We start from the raw sequence: 16,031 nt of genomic DNA, 5'->3' as shown, positions 1-16,031 counted from the left end.
GTATAGGGGATCTAGTAAATGCGCGTTGCTCTAGCAGATGACGAAAAGGAACTGCTCGAACAGGTGTCTGCCATCGTAGTGGGTGCCGGGCACGAGGTTGAAACATTTCTAGATGGTTCCGCTCTGCAACGGGCGTTGCAACGCGAAACCTATGACATTGTGCTGCTCGATTGGAACATGCCGGGCATGACCGGGCCAGAGGTCGTCAGCTGGGCATCTGAGAACATGGACACACCGCCGCCCTTCATCGTGATGACCAGCCGCGCGGCGAAGGAAGATGTCGTTCATGGCCTCGAAGCGGGCGCAGTCGATTACATCATCAAGCCGGAATCCGACGAGGTGATCAAAGCGCGGATGGAAGCCGCCGCACGCCGTAATGAGACTTCAAAACCAGACACCCAAGCCAGCTACGGCAAATATTCGCTCGATCGCAAGGCGAAGTCGATCACCGTTGATGGTGAGGATGTGCCGGTGACCTCGCGTGAGTTTGATTTGATTGACCTGTTCTTCCAGAACTTTGACCGGCCACTTTCTCGCGGCTATCTGTTGTCTAAGGTCTGGGGCGGCAATGCCGACCTCGAAACGCGCACGGTCGATGTCCATATCTCACGGCTTCGCGCCAAGTTAAAGCTGGAACCGGCCAATGGCTTTGTGATCAGCACCGTTTTTGGATTTGGATATCGGATGGATGCGTATAATGATGAGCCATCCGATGAAGAGTGAGATATGATCCGCAAACACCGGTTCCTCAGCAGCGCAATCCTGGCCGCTTCTTGCAGCCTTGCGGCCGCTTGCGCGGTGACCATGCCGCCGCAGATCAGCGCCAGCACGGGCGCTGCTCCGAGCGCGCAATCAATCCATCTGCTTGAACCGGACAAGGAACAGGCACAGCTTTTGGCGCTGCATTCCGCTCTCAAACAAAGTTTGGCCGCTAAGGGCATCACTGTGGCCGAGGACGCCGATGTCGTGGCCGAATTGGCCCTGTCTCAGCGCGCAGCAAGCCTGGGCGTATTCGCCAGTGAGGCTGGAGAGAACACAGAGCCGCCCCGCCCTGTTGCCGAGCCGCGCAAAGCAAGGTTGCTCGACCTTTGCGAGGCGGTGACGGTAGAAGCAAGCCTCGCCTTGTTTGACCGCGCAAGCGGCAAGCCGGTCCAGCAGAGCAAAGCGCAAGGCACCGTTTGCGAAGGCAAAGAGCCGCCGATGGATGAGTTCGCGGAAATTCTTGTGGGCGAGCTCGCCAGCAATTAGTAGCTGATCATCTGTTCGCAATTCAGAATAATCTCAAACGAGGTTCCACCATCCGATTTGGTGCGCACTCTGATCTCTGCCTCGTGCTCGTCGACAACCTTTTTCACATATGCCAGACCTAGCCCGGCACTGGGCCCAGCCCCTTGGTGCGCGCACCAAACCGGGCGAATGGATTGCTTACACGTTCAGGCGGCAGGCCGGGGCCTTCGTCGACAACCTCAATCACCGGAGCGCCGTTTTCGCCGCTCTTCAAGGCGACTTTGACCGTTTCACCTTCGGAAGAAAACTTGAGCGCATTACCGATTAGGTTGTCGATTGCGCGCGAGAGTGAATAGGCTTCCACCATACAGAACACCGGATCCATCGGCAGGCTGGTCTCCAGCTTGATATGCTTGCGTTTTGCGAGCGGATAGGCCCGGTCAGTGGCCTCGTGCAGCAAAGCGCCAATATCGGTCTCAATCGGCTCAATGCCTTCATATTCTAGCCGGGCGATCTGCACGAAATCATCTGTCAGCTTAAGCGTTCGGCGCGCTTGGCTCTCAATCCGCTCCATGCGCTCTTGTTCAGGCAGGTTCTTGCCCGCCGCACCCACCAGGCCAACAATCGCGGCCTGCGGGGAGCGCATATCGTGCGAGAGAAATTCCAGCATTTCACGGCGCTGCTGCTCGCTCTCGCGGATCTTGGTGATGTCGCGCATGGTGATGATCTTGATCTGCTCGTCGATCTCCACCTCGGAGGATGCGACCAGAAACTCGCGCCCGTCTGCGGACGTTATCTCTTCCATCTTGGTGTCGAACTGCGCCCGGTTTTCAGCGAGCAATTGGAGCAAGGTCAGACCAGACCAATCGCTTTCCTCGCCAAAAATGACCATCGCCTGCTCGTTCATCAGGACCGCGCGGTCTTCTTCATCAAACACCATCATCGGGTCGGGTGATGCGGACAGCGTCTTGCGCAGAAACGCCAGCCGCTCGCGCGTGGCTCCGATCAAATTGCGCATCAAGGATACTTGGCGGGCCACCGTATCAAAGCCGGAGCTGCCATCAGCGACCTCTTTGCCCGCACGCGGCATCAGCGCCTGCGCCTCAACTTCCAAGAACCGGCTTACTGCGCTGAGGCGCCGCCAACCCCACAGCGGATAGGCAACCACCACTCCGAGGATCGCAGGGAATACTGGCATCCAATGGCCCGACACGACCAGCGCGGTGGACAGCGCCACAAGCGCCGCGATCAGCGCCAATGACAACCGCAATCCCCAAACCGGCGGAAATTGCCAGAAGGTGAGAAACAGCAGCGCGATCGCCGCGATCAAAGCCGCGCCAACGATCCAATCATTGAGGTCGGTGATCAGCTCGTTTTGCAAAATTGAGCTCAAGAGGTTGGCCTGCATTTCGACCCCGCTCATGATCCGCCCTGCATGATCCGCAACGGTGTAGCGGTCTCCGAGGCCTTGCGCGGTAGAGCCAATCAGCACGATCTTGCCAGCCAAAAACTCGCGGGAGGCCTGGCCCGACACCACATCGCCCGCCGAATAGCTGACGAAGGAGCCATAGGGGTGCATCGGTACAATCGGCTCGGCGGTGCCCTGCGGCAATTCCACAGCCTCCGCATCTGCACTCAGCGCGGCGACCTTGGTCAGGTGGTCATATTGCTGACCGCCCGCTTCAAATTCGAGCGCAAAGCGGCGCACAACGCCGTCGCTATCTGCGCCGACGGAAACATGGCCCACATCCTGCGCCGCATTGGCGAGCTCAGGTATGGGAAAAACGGGAACCGGATCATTGGACGCGCCCATCGGCCGGGCAAAGGCATGGGCCAGGATCACATTGCCGGCCTCCGCCACAGAGCGGCTCAATTGCGCGTCGCTCTCTGGCTGGGTCGGGTCAACGAACAGAATATCGACCACGGTCAGCTTCGGGCCAAAGGTCGATAATTGATCGATCAGCTCTGCATGGCGCGCCCGGTCCCACGGCCAATTGCCAATCTCTGACAAAGCGCGATCATCTATTTCGACAATGACGATCTCGTCCGACGGCTCTGCCAGGCGATATTGTGAGGCGAAATCGAGCAGACTGTAGTCAATCCGGTGCGTCCATTCTTGCTGCCAAGCGGTCAGGACGAGCACAATTGTCGCGCCAAACAGCAGCAGCCATTCGCCGAACAGACGGAAATTCTTCATGCGGACGCTCGATTGTGCGGCAAGGGCTGACTCACTCGCTTACGGACAGCTCTTGCGTCGGGCTCCACACTTTGATGACGTCGCCTTCGTCAATTTCGAAGGTCGCAACGCGCCAGCGATAATCTCCATTCTCTAGGTTGGAGATAATAATGGCGGAATTTTCGAGCGCCACTTCATCGACCAGCAACTGGCCCGGCGTCTTCGCATTCCATAGCTGGAAGGCGCTTAGGCTGTCTTCATTGCCTTGCGTGCGCCAAGCGAATTTGAACGCATCATCAAATGGTGATGGCTCAACCCCGCCCTCCACACCGGCGCGCTTGCGGCGGAAAGAGAATGTCCGCGACAGCCCCTCAAGACCCGAGGCGGAGATCGCGCGGGAGCGCACGAAATAGCGGCCGTCTTCGAGGCCATCGAAACTGGCAAGCGGCGTATCTGTGATCCGCTCAGTCACGGTCTCGACAAAACCAGCATCCTTGGCAATTTGCGTGCGATAGCCCGCCGCTCCGCTTAGCTCATTGATAGCGAACTCAACCATTTCGGCAGTTTGGATCCGGCCCGGATCGACCAGCTCTGGCGCAGTTAACAGACGCTCCTGCGCGCCCAATTGATCCTTAGCCGAGGCGACGCCGAAACCGGCAGCAGTCGCGGCCTCGCTATCACCTGCGCTAACCGCTACCTCGCCTTCGATAACTTCGGTGAGGCTGACCTGACCATCAGGCTCAAACCCGACGCGAAATTCAGTGCCGCGCACTGCCGTCACGGATAGAGGCGTACCAATCCGATAGCGGCCCTGACCGTTCACCTTGGGCGCGACAACTTCGCTGCGGCCCTTTAGAACTCTGATCTGAACATCGATCTGGCCATTGATAAGATAGCGGCGCGCATCGACAATGCGCACGCGCGAATTGGAGGGGATGGAAAGGCTCGAATTGCCGTCACCGGAAAACGCCGCAAAGCTGTTTGCGCGGGTGGTGATCTCTGCGCCTTCCCGCACCGACAAGCCAACGCGAGGCGTCACATTGCGGCCGCGCGCGGTTAGGCTGACGCTACCCGAAAAGCTCTGGAGGGTCAGCGGCACCGGTCGATATTTCAGCAGGCTGCGCGGAATTTTTAAGGTCGTGCCAACCTGCATCAGCCGCGGATTGCGCACGCCATTGGCGAGGCGCACGCGCTCCAGCGCGGCTGGGTTCACCAAATAACGCTTGGTCAGCTCGTACAAAGTGTCCGACGGCTTCACGACATAGCGGATCTCGCCCTCGGGCGCGGCAATGGCTTGGGTCGTCGCTGAGGCGAAAAACGCCCCCGCAATCAATATTTTCAGCGCAGCTTGCTTCATGCAAAATCCTCCGATGCTTTGGGTATAACACCTTGGAGGGCCGCGAAACCAGTATTGGCTCGCCGCAATGAAATTTTACATGTTCTTAGCGCAGCAGGAACGCGTCTTAAACGAAGCCCTCGGCTTGATGTTTGGCCAAATCCTGCTCGTCCCAGCCCAGCAGCTCGCCGAAGATTTCCGCGTTATGCTGTCCCGGATGAGTCGGCGCAGATTTGCGAAAACCGGACTGCGATTTGGAAAAGCGTGGGAAAGCGTTTTGCATCTTCAACTTGCCGCGCCCCTCGGTTTCCACCTCGATGATTGCCTCGCGCTCTTTGAAATGCGGATCCTCCAGCATGTCTTTCGCCGTGTAGACCCGGCCCGCTGGGATCGAATATTCAATCATCAACGCATCGACCTCGTCGATGGTCAACGTGGCGGTCCACTCATTGATCAGAATATCTAGCTCTGTCTGGTTTTCTCCGCGCGCCAGATGGGTCGCGTATTTCGGGCTTTCCGCAAGCTCTGGCTGGCCCATGGCCTGCGTCAGGCGGGCAAAGATGGCGTCATTATTGCCGCCGATCATAAACGGGCCATCCTTGCAGGAATAGACGTTCGAGGGGGCAATGCCGGGCAGGATCGACCCAGACCGCTCCCGAATGAAGCCATTGTAATCATATTCGGGGACCAGCCCCTCCATGACTTGCAGCACCGCCTCATACAGCGCGGTGTCGATCACCTGACCCTCGCCGGTTTTCTCGCGGTGATGCAGCGCGGCAAGCACACCCATGGTGCCATAGGTCGCGCATAGAGTATCGCCAATGGAGACGCCCATGCGCGATGGCGCGCGGTCCGGCTCTCCCACGATATAGCGCCAGCCGCCCATCGCCTCGCCAATGCCGCCGAACCCGGCACGCTTTGAATAGGGCCCAGTCTGTCCATAACCAGACATGCGCGCCACAATCAGGCCGGGATTGTGCTTGTGGAGCTTCTCCGGTGAAAGCCCCCATTTCTCTAGCGTTCCGGGTTTGAAATTCTCAATCAGCACGTCGGCCTTCTTGATCAGCTCAGCGGCGATCGCCTGGCCCTCTGGAACACGCAAATTGCAAGTCACAGAGCGCTTGTTGCGGGCAATGACTTCCCACTGCACCTTCTCCTCGCCCTGCCCCCAAACGCGCATCGGATCGCCTTGGCCCGGTGCCTCGATCTTGATGACATCTGCGCCCATATCGCCCAGCAATTGGCCACAAAACGGACCAGCCAAGAGCTGCCCCATCTCGACCACGCGCAATCCGGCGAGCGCGCCATTGTTCTGCTGCTCGGTCATTCGGCTGCCTCCGTAACGCTTTGATCATGCCACTCAGGTTGGATTGGCGCCGGCAGGCCGGTTTCGCTCTCGCAATTGGCGCGCAGAGTCTCGATTCCAGAGCCGTAGTCGAACAACGATAGCTCGCCGCGCTCAGCTCGCATCTTGGTGCGCAAGGCCTCAGTCGCCGCAGTATTGATGACGCCGTCACCGTCGGTCACGACCCCATAATTGGCCGCACCTTCAGGCGTGACGAGGCCCTGCCGGATTTCGAGGCCGACCAGCTCTGGATCACGGTCCAGCGGATCGCCCCAGCCGCCGCCACCCCAAGTGATAAAGTGTAGCAGTTCACCTTCTTTGACGGATACGTCTTCGATCTTATTGCCGACAATTTCCGTGGTGCCATCCGCGCGTTCGAGAACTTTCTTTGCGCGCATTCCGGGATGTCCACCGTTTACGCCCCAAGGCGGCACAAACCAGCGGTCATCATGAATTGCGATTTCACCATCGGCAAGGAAACGGTAAGTCATGTGAATACCATTACCGCCGCGGTGCAGGCCCGCACCCCCGCTGTCAGGTTCGGTCGCATAGCGTTCAATCCGCAGCGGGAAATAGCGCTCCAGAAACTCGTTTGGCACATTGGTGAAGCCTGGCCACAGCGAATGCCCATCCGGTCCATCACCCAATGGCCGCCCCGGAATCCCGCCAAAGCCGATTTGGAATAGCTGGAACCAATCGCGCTCTTTGCCCTCTCGGTTGTCCCAGCCGGAATAGAAGAGGTGCGGTGATGAACTGAACCCAGCAGCGTTCAAGAACTCTGGCGTACCCTGCCCCAGCAGACCGCCGAGAATGTCGAAAATGCGGCCCAAAGCGTGGGTGCGCCCGGAAAGCGCCGCGGGGAATTTCGGTTTCAACAATGACCCCTCTGGAATGCGGACCTCGATCAGATCATAGAACCCATCATTGAACAGGATCTGCGGGTCGAACACCATGATCATGTAGATGCCGAAAAACATCTTGAACATGTTTTCATTGAGGAAAAAGTTGATCGAGGCGGCAGATTGCGGATCGGTCCCGTCAAAGTCGAGAATGACTTTATCGCCCTCGCGCCACATCGTGCATTTGATCTTATAAGGGCCATAGCCCTTGCCATCATCGCAGATGTAATCCTCAAAGCTCGCCTTCTCAGTCGGGATCGCCTGAGAGATAAGCGCCTTCATCGCGCGGTGGTTGCGCGCAAGCAGTTCTTTGGTGGCCGAATAATAGACATCATCGCCGAAGCGCTCGCACATTTCGATCACGCGGTTGGAGGCAACCCGGCAACTGGCGATCAGCGCGTTGAGATCGGCCTGACACCAATCGGGCTTGCGCGTCTGGTGCATCACGAGCTTCATCAGATCGTCGTTATATTCGCCGTTCTTCCAGATTTTCACCGGCGGGATGCGGACACCTTCTTGAAAGATCGAAGTCGCACCAATCGGCATGGAGCCGGGCACCATGCCACCAATGTCAGACTGGTGGCCAAACATCGACGTGTAGGCGACCAAGCGGCCATCCTTGAACACAGGCAGCAGAACGAGCCAATCGTTGGAGTGGCTGATCGCACCGCCAACGGAGTAGGGGTCGGAGAGGAAGATCATATCGCCTTCCTCAACCGTGCCATCGAACCCGTCTAGGAACGGGCCGATATAGCTGCCAAATTGGCCGACGATCATCTCGCCGCTGGGCGCAGCGATCAGCGGAAAGGCATCGCCTTGCTCGCGAATGCCGGGTGACATGGCGGTGCGCACCAGCGTCGCATCCATTTCAATGCGTGCATTGCGAAGCGCGTTCTCAATAATGTCGAGCGTAACCGGATCGATATCGAGCTTTTTGAAAGGAGTGGTGTTCGATTGAATGATTTGTGCAGGCATCGTCTCAGCCCTTCTCGTTCAAATTGATAAGGATATTGCCGACCGCATCGACCGTGGCGGTGCAGCCATTTTCAACCAGAGTGGTCGAGTCCATTTCGGTGATGATCGCCGGGCCAGGGATGATGTCCCCTTGGCGCAGTTTCGCGCGGTCATAAATCACGGCGGCGCGTTCTTCGCCGTCCATCCAAAGCGTGTGATCGCGGATCTTCGCGGACGAAGAATCGCCGTCGCCCTTCTCCAGCTCATTGGCGGGTAGATCGGGCGCTTCACCCATCGCAACCGCGCGCAGGTTCACGATCTCGTGCGGGGTATCCATGTTGAAAGTGAAGAGGCGCAAATGCTCATCGTCAAAACGCGCCAGAATACCGTTGATCCCATCTGTGTTGAGCAGGTCCTGGTCAATGGTCAGCGGCACTTCGAAGGCTTGCCCCGCATAGCGGACGTCAACTTCAAAGGTGCTGGTGATGGCGCCTTCGGGGACGCCGTCTGCGAGCAGTTCCCCCCGCGTCTGCTGCTCCATTTCGGTCAGGACATTGGCAAGCTCCGCCTCGTCCGTATCGCGCGCCAGTTTGCTGAAGCTGCGGGCGGTTTCGGTGCGCATCCGCGTGGTCGCATCGCCGAGCGCGCAAAGCACGCCTGGAGAGACCGGGCTGACCGCTGGCCAGCCGCCCATCAATTTCGCCACCGCATTCACATGCAGCGGCCCCGCCCCGCCAAAGCCCATCACCGCGAACTCGCGCGGGTCATAGCCCTGCTGAACGCTGATCATGCGCAATGCGCCGAACATGTTCTCATTGACGATGTCGATAATGCCGCGCGCGGCCTCCATCAGGCCAACGCCCAGCGCATCTGCCACGGTCTGAACCGCTTTCTTCGCGCCTTCCCGGTCGAGCTGGAACGCCCCGCCGAGCAGATCCTCTGGCAGGTAGCCGAGCACGACATTGGCGTCGGTCACGGTCGGCACTTCGCCGCCTTTGCCATAAGCAACTGGACCGGGCACCGCGCCCGCGCTTTCCGGGCCAACCCGCAGCGCGCCGGTCAGCTCTGGCACGTGAGCGATCGAGCCGCCTCCCGCGCCGACTGTCTTCACATCGAGCGCCGATGCGCGGACCGATAAGTGGCCGACTTCGGTAGTGCGCACACGGCGCGCCTCCAGCCCTTCGATCAGCGCCACATCGGTCGATGTTCCGCCGACATCCAGCGTCAGAATATTGCTGAGGCCAGCGTTCTTGCCGACCCACAATGCGCCGGTCACACCGCCAGCCGGGCCGGACATCAGAATGTTGACCGGATGCTCTTCAGCCTTCTGGCTGCTCATCAACCCGCCATCAGAACGCAGCAGCGAGAGCTTGCCTTTCAGCCCCTCTTGCTCAAGCCGGTTGCGCAGGTTGGAGACATATTTGCCGACCACCGGGCGCACCGCCGCATTGGCAACGGTGGAGAGCGTGCGCTCATATTCCTGCATTTCAGGCAGAACTTCATGGCTCAGCGACACGGGCAGACCGGGCAGCTCCTCAGCCGCGATTTCGCCAATGCGCTGCTCGTGCGATCCGTTTACATAGGCGTTGATCAGACTGACGGTCAGCGCTTCGATACCCTGCCCTTTCAGCTTGCGCATTGCAGCACGCACCGCGTCCTCATCCAGAGGTCGCACTTCCTTGCCATCCGCGCCCATCCGGCCCGGCACGTCAATCGTGTCCTCCAGATGCGCGAGCGGTTGAGGCTTAGGCCAGACGATCCAAGCGGCCAGACCGCCCGGCACAAAGCTGCGCGCGATCTGCATCACGTCGCGGTAACCCTCGGTCACGATCAGGCCAACTTTCGCGCCTTTGCCTTCCAGCACCGCATTGGTCGCAACGGTGGTGCCGTGCAGGAAATATTCGATCTCGCTCGGCGCAACATCGGCTTCCTTCGTGATCGCTTCGACCCCCGTCAGAATACCTTCTGAGCTGTCATGCGGGGTCGAGGGGGTTTTGTGACGCCAGAATGCTCCGGTCTCATCATTGAACAGCAGGAGGTCGGTAAACGTGCCCCCAACATCCACTCCAAGGCGATAGCCCATTAGGCAGCATTCCTTTCTTTATCATCGGTCGGGTTTGGAAACCCGCCTGCTTTGCCGACCATCGCCGGCAGTTCTTTATCCATCACACCGGCAAGCCAGTGGTTCGTTTCGATAATGGTATCGAGCGAAAGGCCCGTAGAAATCTTCGCTCTTTCGAGCATGTAGAGAACATCGTCGGTCGCAACATTGCCCGCAGCGCCCGGCGCAAAGGGGCATCCACCCAGCCCGCCAATCGATGCATCAACCGTTTGCGCGCCTGCGCCAATGGCCGCCCAGACATTGGCGAGGCCTGTGCCGCGCGTGTTGTGAAAGTGTACACGGACGGGCAGCGGATTGATCGCTTGGCGCACTCGCGCCACCAGCCGGGCAACGTGCGCTGGATTGCCGACGCCGATTGTGTCGGCCAGCGCGATCTCGACCGGCCCTGCCTCGGCAATGGCCTTGGCCATAGCGACAACATGATCCTCGTTCACCTCGCCTTCGAACGGGCAGCCGAAACTTGCGCCAATGGTGGCCTGCGCGGTGAGGCCTGCCTCCTTGGCTCGCTCTATAATAGCGCGGCAGGCATCGACTGAGCCATCACTGGTCTGGCCTTGATTGCGCATGGCAAAGGTGTCGGTGGCGACCGCAACCGCGCCAAGCTGATCAATGCGTCCCGTGGCAATCGCCCGCTCTGCTCCGCGCAGGTTCATCACCAGGCCAATGTAGGTCACATCACCACGGTCGGGCAGGCCCGCGCACACCGCATCGGCATCGGCCATTTGCGGCACCGCCTTGGGATTGACGAAGCTGGTCACTTCGATCCGCCGAGCCCCTGCTTCGATTGCCCGATTGATCAGCGTCAGCTTGTCCGCAGTTGAAATCGGTTGCTTCTCGTTCTGCAAACCGTCGCGCGGACTGACCTCAACAATTTCGATGCTTTCTGTATACATTTATATTAGGCCCGCTTCTTATTCTGACCCGCTTCCGTCGCCATCATTTCTTGATGCGCATCCGAATAAGCATGGAAAGCACGGCGAATATGGCCGGTCATAATCGCCTCCGCCCACGGCCCATCGCCGCGCTCAAAAGCCGCGATCAACTCGTCATGCTCCTGATGCGAACGGACCAGTTCACTGAGTTCATAATGATGCGCGGTGCGCCAAATTACTGGCTGCTCAATCAAGGTTTGCAGCAGAATTTCGAGCCGAGGCGAAGCCGCGGCTCGCAGGATCAGCGCATGAAATTCGCGGTTGCGCGCAAGGAATTCTTCGATATTCGGCGGATCACTCGAAACCGCATCTCCAAGACCGGAATTGTGCATTTTTAGCGCGTTGAGAACCGCATCACCCATCAGCTCTGCGGCTCTGCGCGCGGCATACCCCTCCAGCATGGCGCGCAGCTCAAACACATCATGCACATCATCCAGCGACCAGTCAGAGACATAGCTGCGCTGAGATTCCGTTTTGCGGATCAGCATATCCGCCTCTAGTCGGCGCAAGGCCTCGCGGATCGGTGTGCGCGACACGCCGCAAATCTCAGCCAACGCCTCTTCACCCAAGGCCTCACCCGGGGCAAGATCGCCCGAGATGATAAGCTCGCGGATTTGCGAGTAGGCCTTGTCCGATGCGCGAGACATAGAATCCTCTAAAAGCTTGACGGGTTGATTTTGTATACAATAAGGGACGCGCACTGCAATGATTGTTTATTCGCTGTGCGATTTTTCGGAAGATCGCAGCCGCCACCGTCCAAGTCCGATCAAAATCGGATTACGATAAATCTGGGGAAGTCGAATTATGAAGCGTTCAACCAAAGCTCTGCTGTTCGCCACGGCTGCATTTGCGCCCGCGCTCGCAACACCTGTTCACGCGCAAGATTCAGAGGTGCCCACCTCGGTCGATGCAGATGAAGAAGACAATGCGATTATCGTCACCGCGCGGCGCCAGAATGAACGCTTGCAAGATGTTCCTGCATCGGTTTCGGTCCTTACCGCTCAAGCTTTGGAGCGCACCGGCGCCGACAATGCCGAGGACTTCGTTCAACTGACCCCCGGCGTCACTATCGTGACTGGCACGGCTGAGGCGGGCGACACCCAGATCAACATTCGCGGGGTCAATGGTGCGCGCGATGCGGAAAGCTCCGTCGCGCTGGTGGTTGATGGCATCCTTAAAACCAACACCGCGCAATTGAACCAGACCCAAGGAACGCTGCGCCAGGTCGAAATCCTGAAAGGTCCGCAAGGCGCGCTCTACGGGCGCAACGCTGCGGCCGGTGCGATTGTGCTGCAAACGCTGAAACCCTCCGATTTCTTTGAAGGCGGAGTGAAGGCGTCTTACGCGAACGAAAACACCATACAGGCAACCGGCCATGTGACTGGGCCGCTCGGCGACAATCTAGGCTTCGTCGTGTCTGGCTATTACCGCAGCACCGACGGCTTTTTCCGCAATGAATTTCTCGATAGCGATGTGGTCGATGATCAGGAAGTGTGGAGCGTAGACGGGCGCTTGATCGCGAACCTGGGCGAGGCAACAGAGCTCGATATCAAAGCACGCTATTCGCAGCTGCGCGGTGCATCGATTAACTTCAATTCCTCGTTCCACCTGCCCAATTTCGCGGGCGTGAACCCGGCGTTTAACGAAGATGTGAACGACCATCCGTTCCGCTATTATGGCAATATCCGCCCCACTAACGAGCAGGACAGCTTAGACATCTCAGCCAAGATCGAACATGATTTTGGCGACATCACACTGACCGCATGGGCGCTCTATTCCGACGTCGATCAACTGCTGACCGCCGATGGCACCTCGGCCGATTTTGCCCGCTTCATCGGAGCGGCGGACCCCGCCGCGCAAAATGTGGTCGACAGCTGCTTCTCCTCCACCGCGAACCTTACCGGCTTTCCGGTCAACCAGCCCGGCTTTGTCGGCGCCCTGCCGATTCCCTTCATCTTCGACCCGGTCAACGGCTCCACCTTCGGCGCTTACAGCCCGAGCACATGCGACGGCACACAGCCGCAGATCCGCAAGCAATCCGATATCAGCGGCGAGATCCGCCTGGCCTCTAACGGCGGCGATGCGCTGAGCTGGCAGATCGGCGCATATTTCCTCAACATTGACCGCGAAACCGGCGTCAGCATCGGCGGCGACACGGGCGCAGGCGTCAGCCGCGAGCTGTTCAACGCACCGGGCAGCGCCAACCCAACCTCGCTGCTGCTCAATGATACATTCGACACCAGTGTCTATGCCGTGTTCGGCAATGCGGAATATGAATTCGGCGATTTCACCGCTGGCCTTGCCCTGCGTTATGACATCGAAGACCGCTCGTCAGAATCGCTTGTGCCAGCCGGCGCGCTCGATCCGTTCACCGGCGGCCCGATCAACCCTGGCTTGGCCTTTGGAGCCTTCGCGCCGGTCGATGCGACCTTCCGCCAACTCCAACCGAAAGTCAGCCTCAGTTGGCAACCCAATCCTGACCTCAATTTCTATGCGAACTGGGGCATTGGATTTAAGTCGGGCGGCTTCAACAACCAAGGCTCTGCCGCGATCATCGATGCCAATTTCGTGCAATTTATCGGCGCGGATGTGACAATCGAAGACCAGTACGACAAAGAGGTCTCCTCTGCCTTTGAAGCGGGCGTAAAGGGCGAGATTGCGGGCGGCGCGATCACCTTCGATCTGGCTGCCTATTACACCGACATTGAAGACATGCAGTTCTTCGAGTTTTTCGTTGGCTCGTTCGGCTTGCTCCGGGTCGTGTCCAACATTGACGAGGTCGATGTCTACGGGATTGAGTTCAACACCTCTGCCGAAGTGGTTGAGGGCTGGACTTTCTTCGGCTCGGTCAATGTCACCGAGAGCGAGATCAAAGCCAACAGCTCGCGCCCTTCAACGGTTGGCAATAAATCGCCCTACACCGCTGATTACACGATCAATCTGGGCACAGAGATTGACGTCCCATTCAATGACAATGTCGATCTGATCGTACGCGCGGACTACCGGATTACTGGCCCGACCTGGTTCCACTCGTTCCAAAACCAAGAAGCGCCCACGCTCTTCTCTGGCCTGCTACCAGGGTCAGCTCTCGCCCTTCCCGCATTCGTCGGCAATGCGAATTACGGCGTGGCGCGGCGTGATGCCTTTGGCGTGCTAAACCTGCGCGCTGGGATTGAGACTGGCAATATCACCGCCGCGATCTTTGCCAATAATGCGCTGAACCGCGAATATCTCAACGAGGTGATCCCGGCGATCGAATTTGGCGGATCCTTCATCTCGCCGGGCGCACGCCGCCTGGTTGGCGCTGAAATTGGCTTTAAGTTCTAAGCCAAATATCTAGCGATCACCAATAGAGGCGTTGTGATGAGCAAGCTCGATGAAAACTACGCCAAAGCCTATGGACAAAGGGCGGGCTTTGGCAAAAGGCCCGCTCTCATCCTGATCGATTTTGTCGAGGGGTATTTCGACCCAGAATGCGATCTTTATGCAGACGTGGATGATGCACTTGCCTCGGCGCTGCGCGTGCGCGAGGCCGCCCGCAATGCGGGAATTCCGATCATCCTGACCAATGTGGTGTACCACCCAAAGGCAATTGATGGCGGGCGCTTTTATGAAAAGGCCCGCCCGCTGCGCTACTTCCTCAAAGGGAGTCCGATGGGCGCATGGCCCAAAGGGTTGGAGCCGCGCGAGGATGAGCTGATCATTTCCAAGCAATATCCCAGTGCGTTTTTCGGGACGTCGCTCGCCTCAACCTTAACCGCGCTAGGCGTGGACAACGTCATTTTGACCGGCCTGACCACGAGCGGCTGCGTGCGTGCATCATGTGTGGATGCGATGAGCCACGGCTTTATTACAACCGTGGTGCGCGATGCCGTAGGCGACCGTCACGAGGCCCCGCATGAAGCCAATCTGTTCGATATGGATGCCAAATACGCCGATGTGGTGAGCGAAGGAGAAATCGTCGCTCACCTCACCACACTTGACTAAAACAACCCCGACTTAGAAAGGCGGCTTAGCGGCCGCTGCGACGGGTATCTTGCCATCAGCGGGCAGCGGCGCTGGTTGTTGCTCACGCGCATACCATTCTAGCGAAGAAAGTGATGGCTCTTCCCACACATCTGGCGCTTTCAGGTATTTGGGATGATTTGCCTCGGCGTAATCCAATGCCACCTGGTCAGCTAGGTCTAGCGAATCCCCTGATCCCATGAAACAGCTGTAGCAAATGTGCCCCTCGCTTGGCCCCATCAGCATCCAAGGAAGCCAAGGGGTGATGCGCGACCATGAACCGTTTGTCTTGACGGTTGTATTGGCGGGGTTTTGCATCTCTTTCCAGTCGATCTGATACAGGAACATCTCTGTCACACGATTGAATGCATTACCGCTTTCGCGCGGCCATTTGTCTGGCTGGAGCGCTGCAGGGTAAAACAGATTGATACGCTGCGCCATGCCCAGCACATCGTTTTTGCGTGTCCAGTCGAGTTGCAGTGGAATTTTGGGCGGTGCCTGGTCATTCAATCCGCCGTAGTTAGGCGGCAACGGCACGTAATCGGTCAGCTCAAAATTGAATGGATCGTTGGCGATATGAACCACCCTCACCTCTTCTTCGAGGTAGGGGTTGAACCACGTATCCATGATTTCGCCAGTCTTGAGATCGGTATAATAGCCCACCTCGCGCAAGACTTTACGATAACCTGGATCTTTGCCCTCCAAAGAGGGGAGGAGCTTCGCACAAGAAAAACCAGTAAAGCCCATCAGATCGCGCACAGGTTCACCCGGACGGACGCCTTGGACAATGCCTGAATACCAGCCGACTTTGGTCGACTTCATATCAACATCGCCCATAATCCTCGCTATCGCATCGCGATTTCCGCGAGGCGTCGTCAGATCAAGAAAACCACCTTTCAGGCCCTTGTCAACCGAACCACCTGTAGCTGCGCCAAGCCCGCCGGGGCTTTGGCTTTTCGCATTGGCGGCGCAACCAGCCGACAACATCATGGCCGCCGCGCTAGCGCCCCCTGTTGCAACAAATTCTCTGCGATT

General features: G+C 58.3%; 13 protein-coding genes. 4 read left to right on the top strand and 9 right to left on the bottom strand.

Annotated elements, in window-relative coordinates; genetic code table 11:
- Positions 1-18 precede the first annotated feature (18 nt).
- Together AC0V6M_RS08775 and AC0V6M_RS08770 are read left to right on the top strand one after the other, a co-directional pair.
- Positions 19-723 (top strand): response regulator transcription factor, encoded by a 705-nt coding sequence (locus tag AC0V6M_RS08775; protein WP_486138439.1) that lies wholly within the window; start codon positions 19-21, stop codon positions 721-723.
- Between the two features lie 3 nt (positions 724-726).
- A complete protein-coding gene (locus tag AC0V6M_RS08770; RefSeq protein WP_486138438.1) occupies positions 727-1,248 on the top strand; it encodes a hypothetical protein in 522 nt (173 codons plus the stop codon).
- Here AC0V6M_RS08770 and AC0V6M_RS08765 read toward each other — a convergent pair.
- The 8 genes from AC0V6M_RS08765 to AC0V6M_RS08730 form a co-directional block, all read right to left on the bottom strand.
- Complete coding sequence (locus AC0V6M_RS08765) at positions 1,245-1,355, bottom strand: hypothetical protein (RefSeq protein WP_486138437.1); 111 nt, start codon at positions 1,353-1,355, stop codon at positions 1,245-1,247. The two genes, AC0V6M_RS08770 and AC0V6M_RS08765, sit on opposite strands and share 4 nt — an antisense overlap.
- A gap of 11 nt (positions 1,356-1,366) precedes the next feature.
- Positions 1,367-3,424, bottom strand: a complete 2,058-nt coding sequence (locus AC0V6M_RS08760) for a CHASE2 domain-containing protein (RefSeq protein ID WP_486138436.1) — start codon at positions 3,422-3,424, stop codon at positions 1,367-1,369.
- A gap of 31 nt (positions 3,425-3,455) precedes the next feature.
- A complete protein-coding gene (locus AC0V6M_RS08755; RefSeq protein WP_486138435.1) occupies positions 3,456-4,760 on the bottom strand; it encodes a FecR family protein in 1,305 nt (434 codons plus the stop codon).
- Between the two features lie 106 nt (positions 4,761-4,866).
- On the bottom strand, positions 4,867-6,066 hold the full coding sequence (locus AC0V6M_RS08750; protein WP_486138434.1) for a CaiB/BaiF CoA transferase family protein: 1,200 nt from the start codon (positions 6,064-6,066) through the stop codon (positions 4,867-4,869).
- On the bottom strand, positions 6,063-7,958 hold the full coding sequence (locus AC0V6M_RS08745) for a hydantoinase B/oxoprolinase family protein (RefSeq protein WP_486138433.1): 1,896 nt from the start codon (positions 7,956-7,958) through the stop codon (positions 6,063-6,065). The genes AC0V6M_RS08750 and AC0V6M_RS08745 overlap by 4 nt, the downstream gene beginning before the upstream one ends.
- Positions 7,959-7,962: 4 nt before the next feature.
- The gene (locus AC0V6M_RS08740; RefSeq protein ID WP_486138432.1) at positions 7,963-10,020 is read right to left on the bottom strand and encodes a hydantoinase/oxoprolinase family protein; all 2,058 of its coding nucleotides are present in this window, start codon (positions 10,018-10,020) and stop codon (positions 7,963-7,965) included.
- A complete protein-coding gene (locus tag AC0V6M_RS08735; protein WP_486138431.1) occupies positions 10,020-10,952 on the bottom strand; it encodes a hydroxymethylglutaryl-CoA lyase in 933 nt (310 codons plus the stop codon). Before AC0V6M_RS08735 ends, AC0V6M_RS08740 begins: the two co-directional genes overlap by 1 nt.
- Positions 10,953-10,957: 5 nt before the next feature.
- Positions 10,958-11,638 (bottom strand): GntR family transcriptional regulator, encoded by a 681-nt coding sequence (locus tag AC0V6M_RS08730; protein WP_486138430.1) that lies wholly within the window; start codon positions 11,636-11,638, stop codon positions 10,958-10,960.
- Between the two features lie 157 nt (positions 11,639-11,795).
- Between AC0V6M_RS08730 and AC0V6M_RS08725 the strand changes: the two genes are divergently transcribed.
- Positions 11,796-14,318 carry a TonB-dependent receptor gene (locus AC0V6M_RS08725; RefSeq protein ID WP_486138429.1) on the top strand — a complete coding sequence of 841 codons (2,523 nt, stop codon included), beginning with the start codon at positions 11,796-11,798 and terminating at the stop codon, positions 14,316-14,318.
- Positions 14,319-14,354: 36 nt separating this feature from the next.
- Positions 14,355-14,978 (top strand): isochorismatase family protein, encoded by a 624-nt coding sequence (locus AC0V6M_RS08720; RefSeq protein WP_486138428.1) that lies wholly within the window; start codon positions 14,355-14,357, stop codon positions 14,976-14,978.
- A 12-nt stretch (positions 14,979-14,990) separates the two neighbouring features.
- On the opposite strand, the gene AC0V6M_RS08715 is transcribed toward AC0V6M_RS08720, so the two are convergent.
- Positions 14,991-15,833 carry a DUF1838 family protein gene (locus AC0V6M_RS08715; protein WP_486138427.1) on the bottom strand — a complete coding sequence of 281 codons (843 nt, stop codon included), beginning with the start codon at positions 15,831-15,833 and terminating at the stop codon, positions 14,991-14,993.
- Positions 15,834-16,031 lie beyond the last annotated feature (198 nt).

Source organism: Erythrobacter sp. JB3-1 (assembly GCF_057364995.1).
Note: the sequence above shows the minus strand (reverse complement) of the source record. Positions and strands in the feature narration are given on the sequence as shown.

Excerpts from the sequence above, each read along its gene's own strand:
- AC0V6M_RS08740 (WP_486138432.1), bottom strand. The coding sequence starts at position 10,020 with ATGGGCTATCGCCTTGGAGTGGATGTTGGGGGCACGTTTACCGACCTC.
- AC0V6M_RS08770 (WP_486138438.1), top strand. The coding sequence starts at position 727 with ATGATCCGCAAACACCGGTTCCTCAGCAGCGCAATCCTGGCCGCTTCT.
- AC0V6M_RS08720 (WP_486138428.1), top strand. The coding sequence starts at position 14,355 with ATGAGCAAGCTCGATGAAAACTACGCCAAAGCCTATGGACAAAGGGCG.
- AC0V6M_RS08745 (WP_486138433.1), bottom strand. The coding sequence starts at position 7,958 with ATGCCTGCACAAATCATTCAATCGAACACCACTCCTTTCAAAAAGCTC.
- AC0V6M_RS08755 (WP_486138435.1), bottom strand. The coding sequence starts at position 4,760 with ATGAAGCAAGCTGCGCTGAAAATATTGATTGCGGGGGCGTTTTTCGCC.
- AC0V6M_RS08725 (WP_486138429.1), top strand. The coding sequence starts at position 11,796 with ATGAAGCGTTCAACCAAAGCTCTGCTGTTCGCCACGGCTGCATTTGCG.
- AC0V6M_RS08715 (WP_486138427.1), bottom strand. The coding sequence starts at position 15,833 with ATGGGCGATGTTGATATGAAGTCGACCAAAGTCGGCTGGTATTCAGGC.
- AC0V6M_RS08735 (WP_486138431.1), bottom strand. The coding sequence starts at position 10,952 with ATGTATACAGAAAGCATCGAAATTGTTGAGGTCAGTCCGCGCGACGGT.
- AC0V6M_RS08775 (WP_486138439.1), top strand. The coding sequence starts at position 19 with ATGCGCGTTGCTCTAGCAGATGACGAAAAGGAACTGCTCGAACAGGTG.
- AC0V6M_RS08730 (WP_486138430.1), bottom strand. The coding sequence starts at position 11,638 with ATGTCTCGCGCATCGGACAAGGCCTACTCGCAAATCCGCGAGCTTATC.
- AC0V6M_RS08750 (WP_486138434.1), bottom strand. The coding sequence starts at position 6,066 with ATGACCGAGCAGCAGAACAATGGCGCGCTCGCCGGATTGCGCGTGGTC.
- AC0V6M_RS08760 (WP_486138436.1), bottom strand. The coding sequence starts at position 3,424 with ATGAAGAATTTCCGTCTGTTCGGCGAATGGCTGCTGCTGTTTGGCGCG.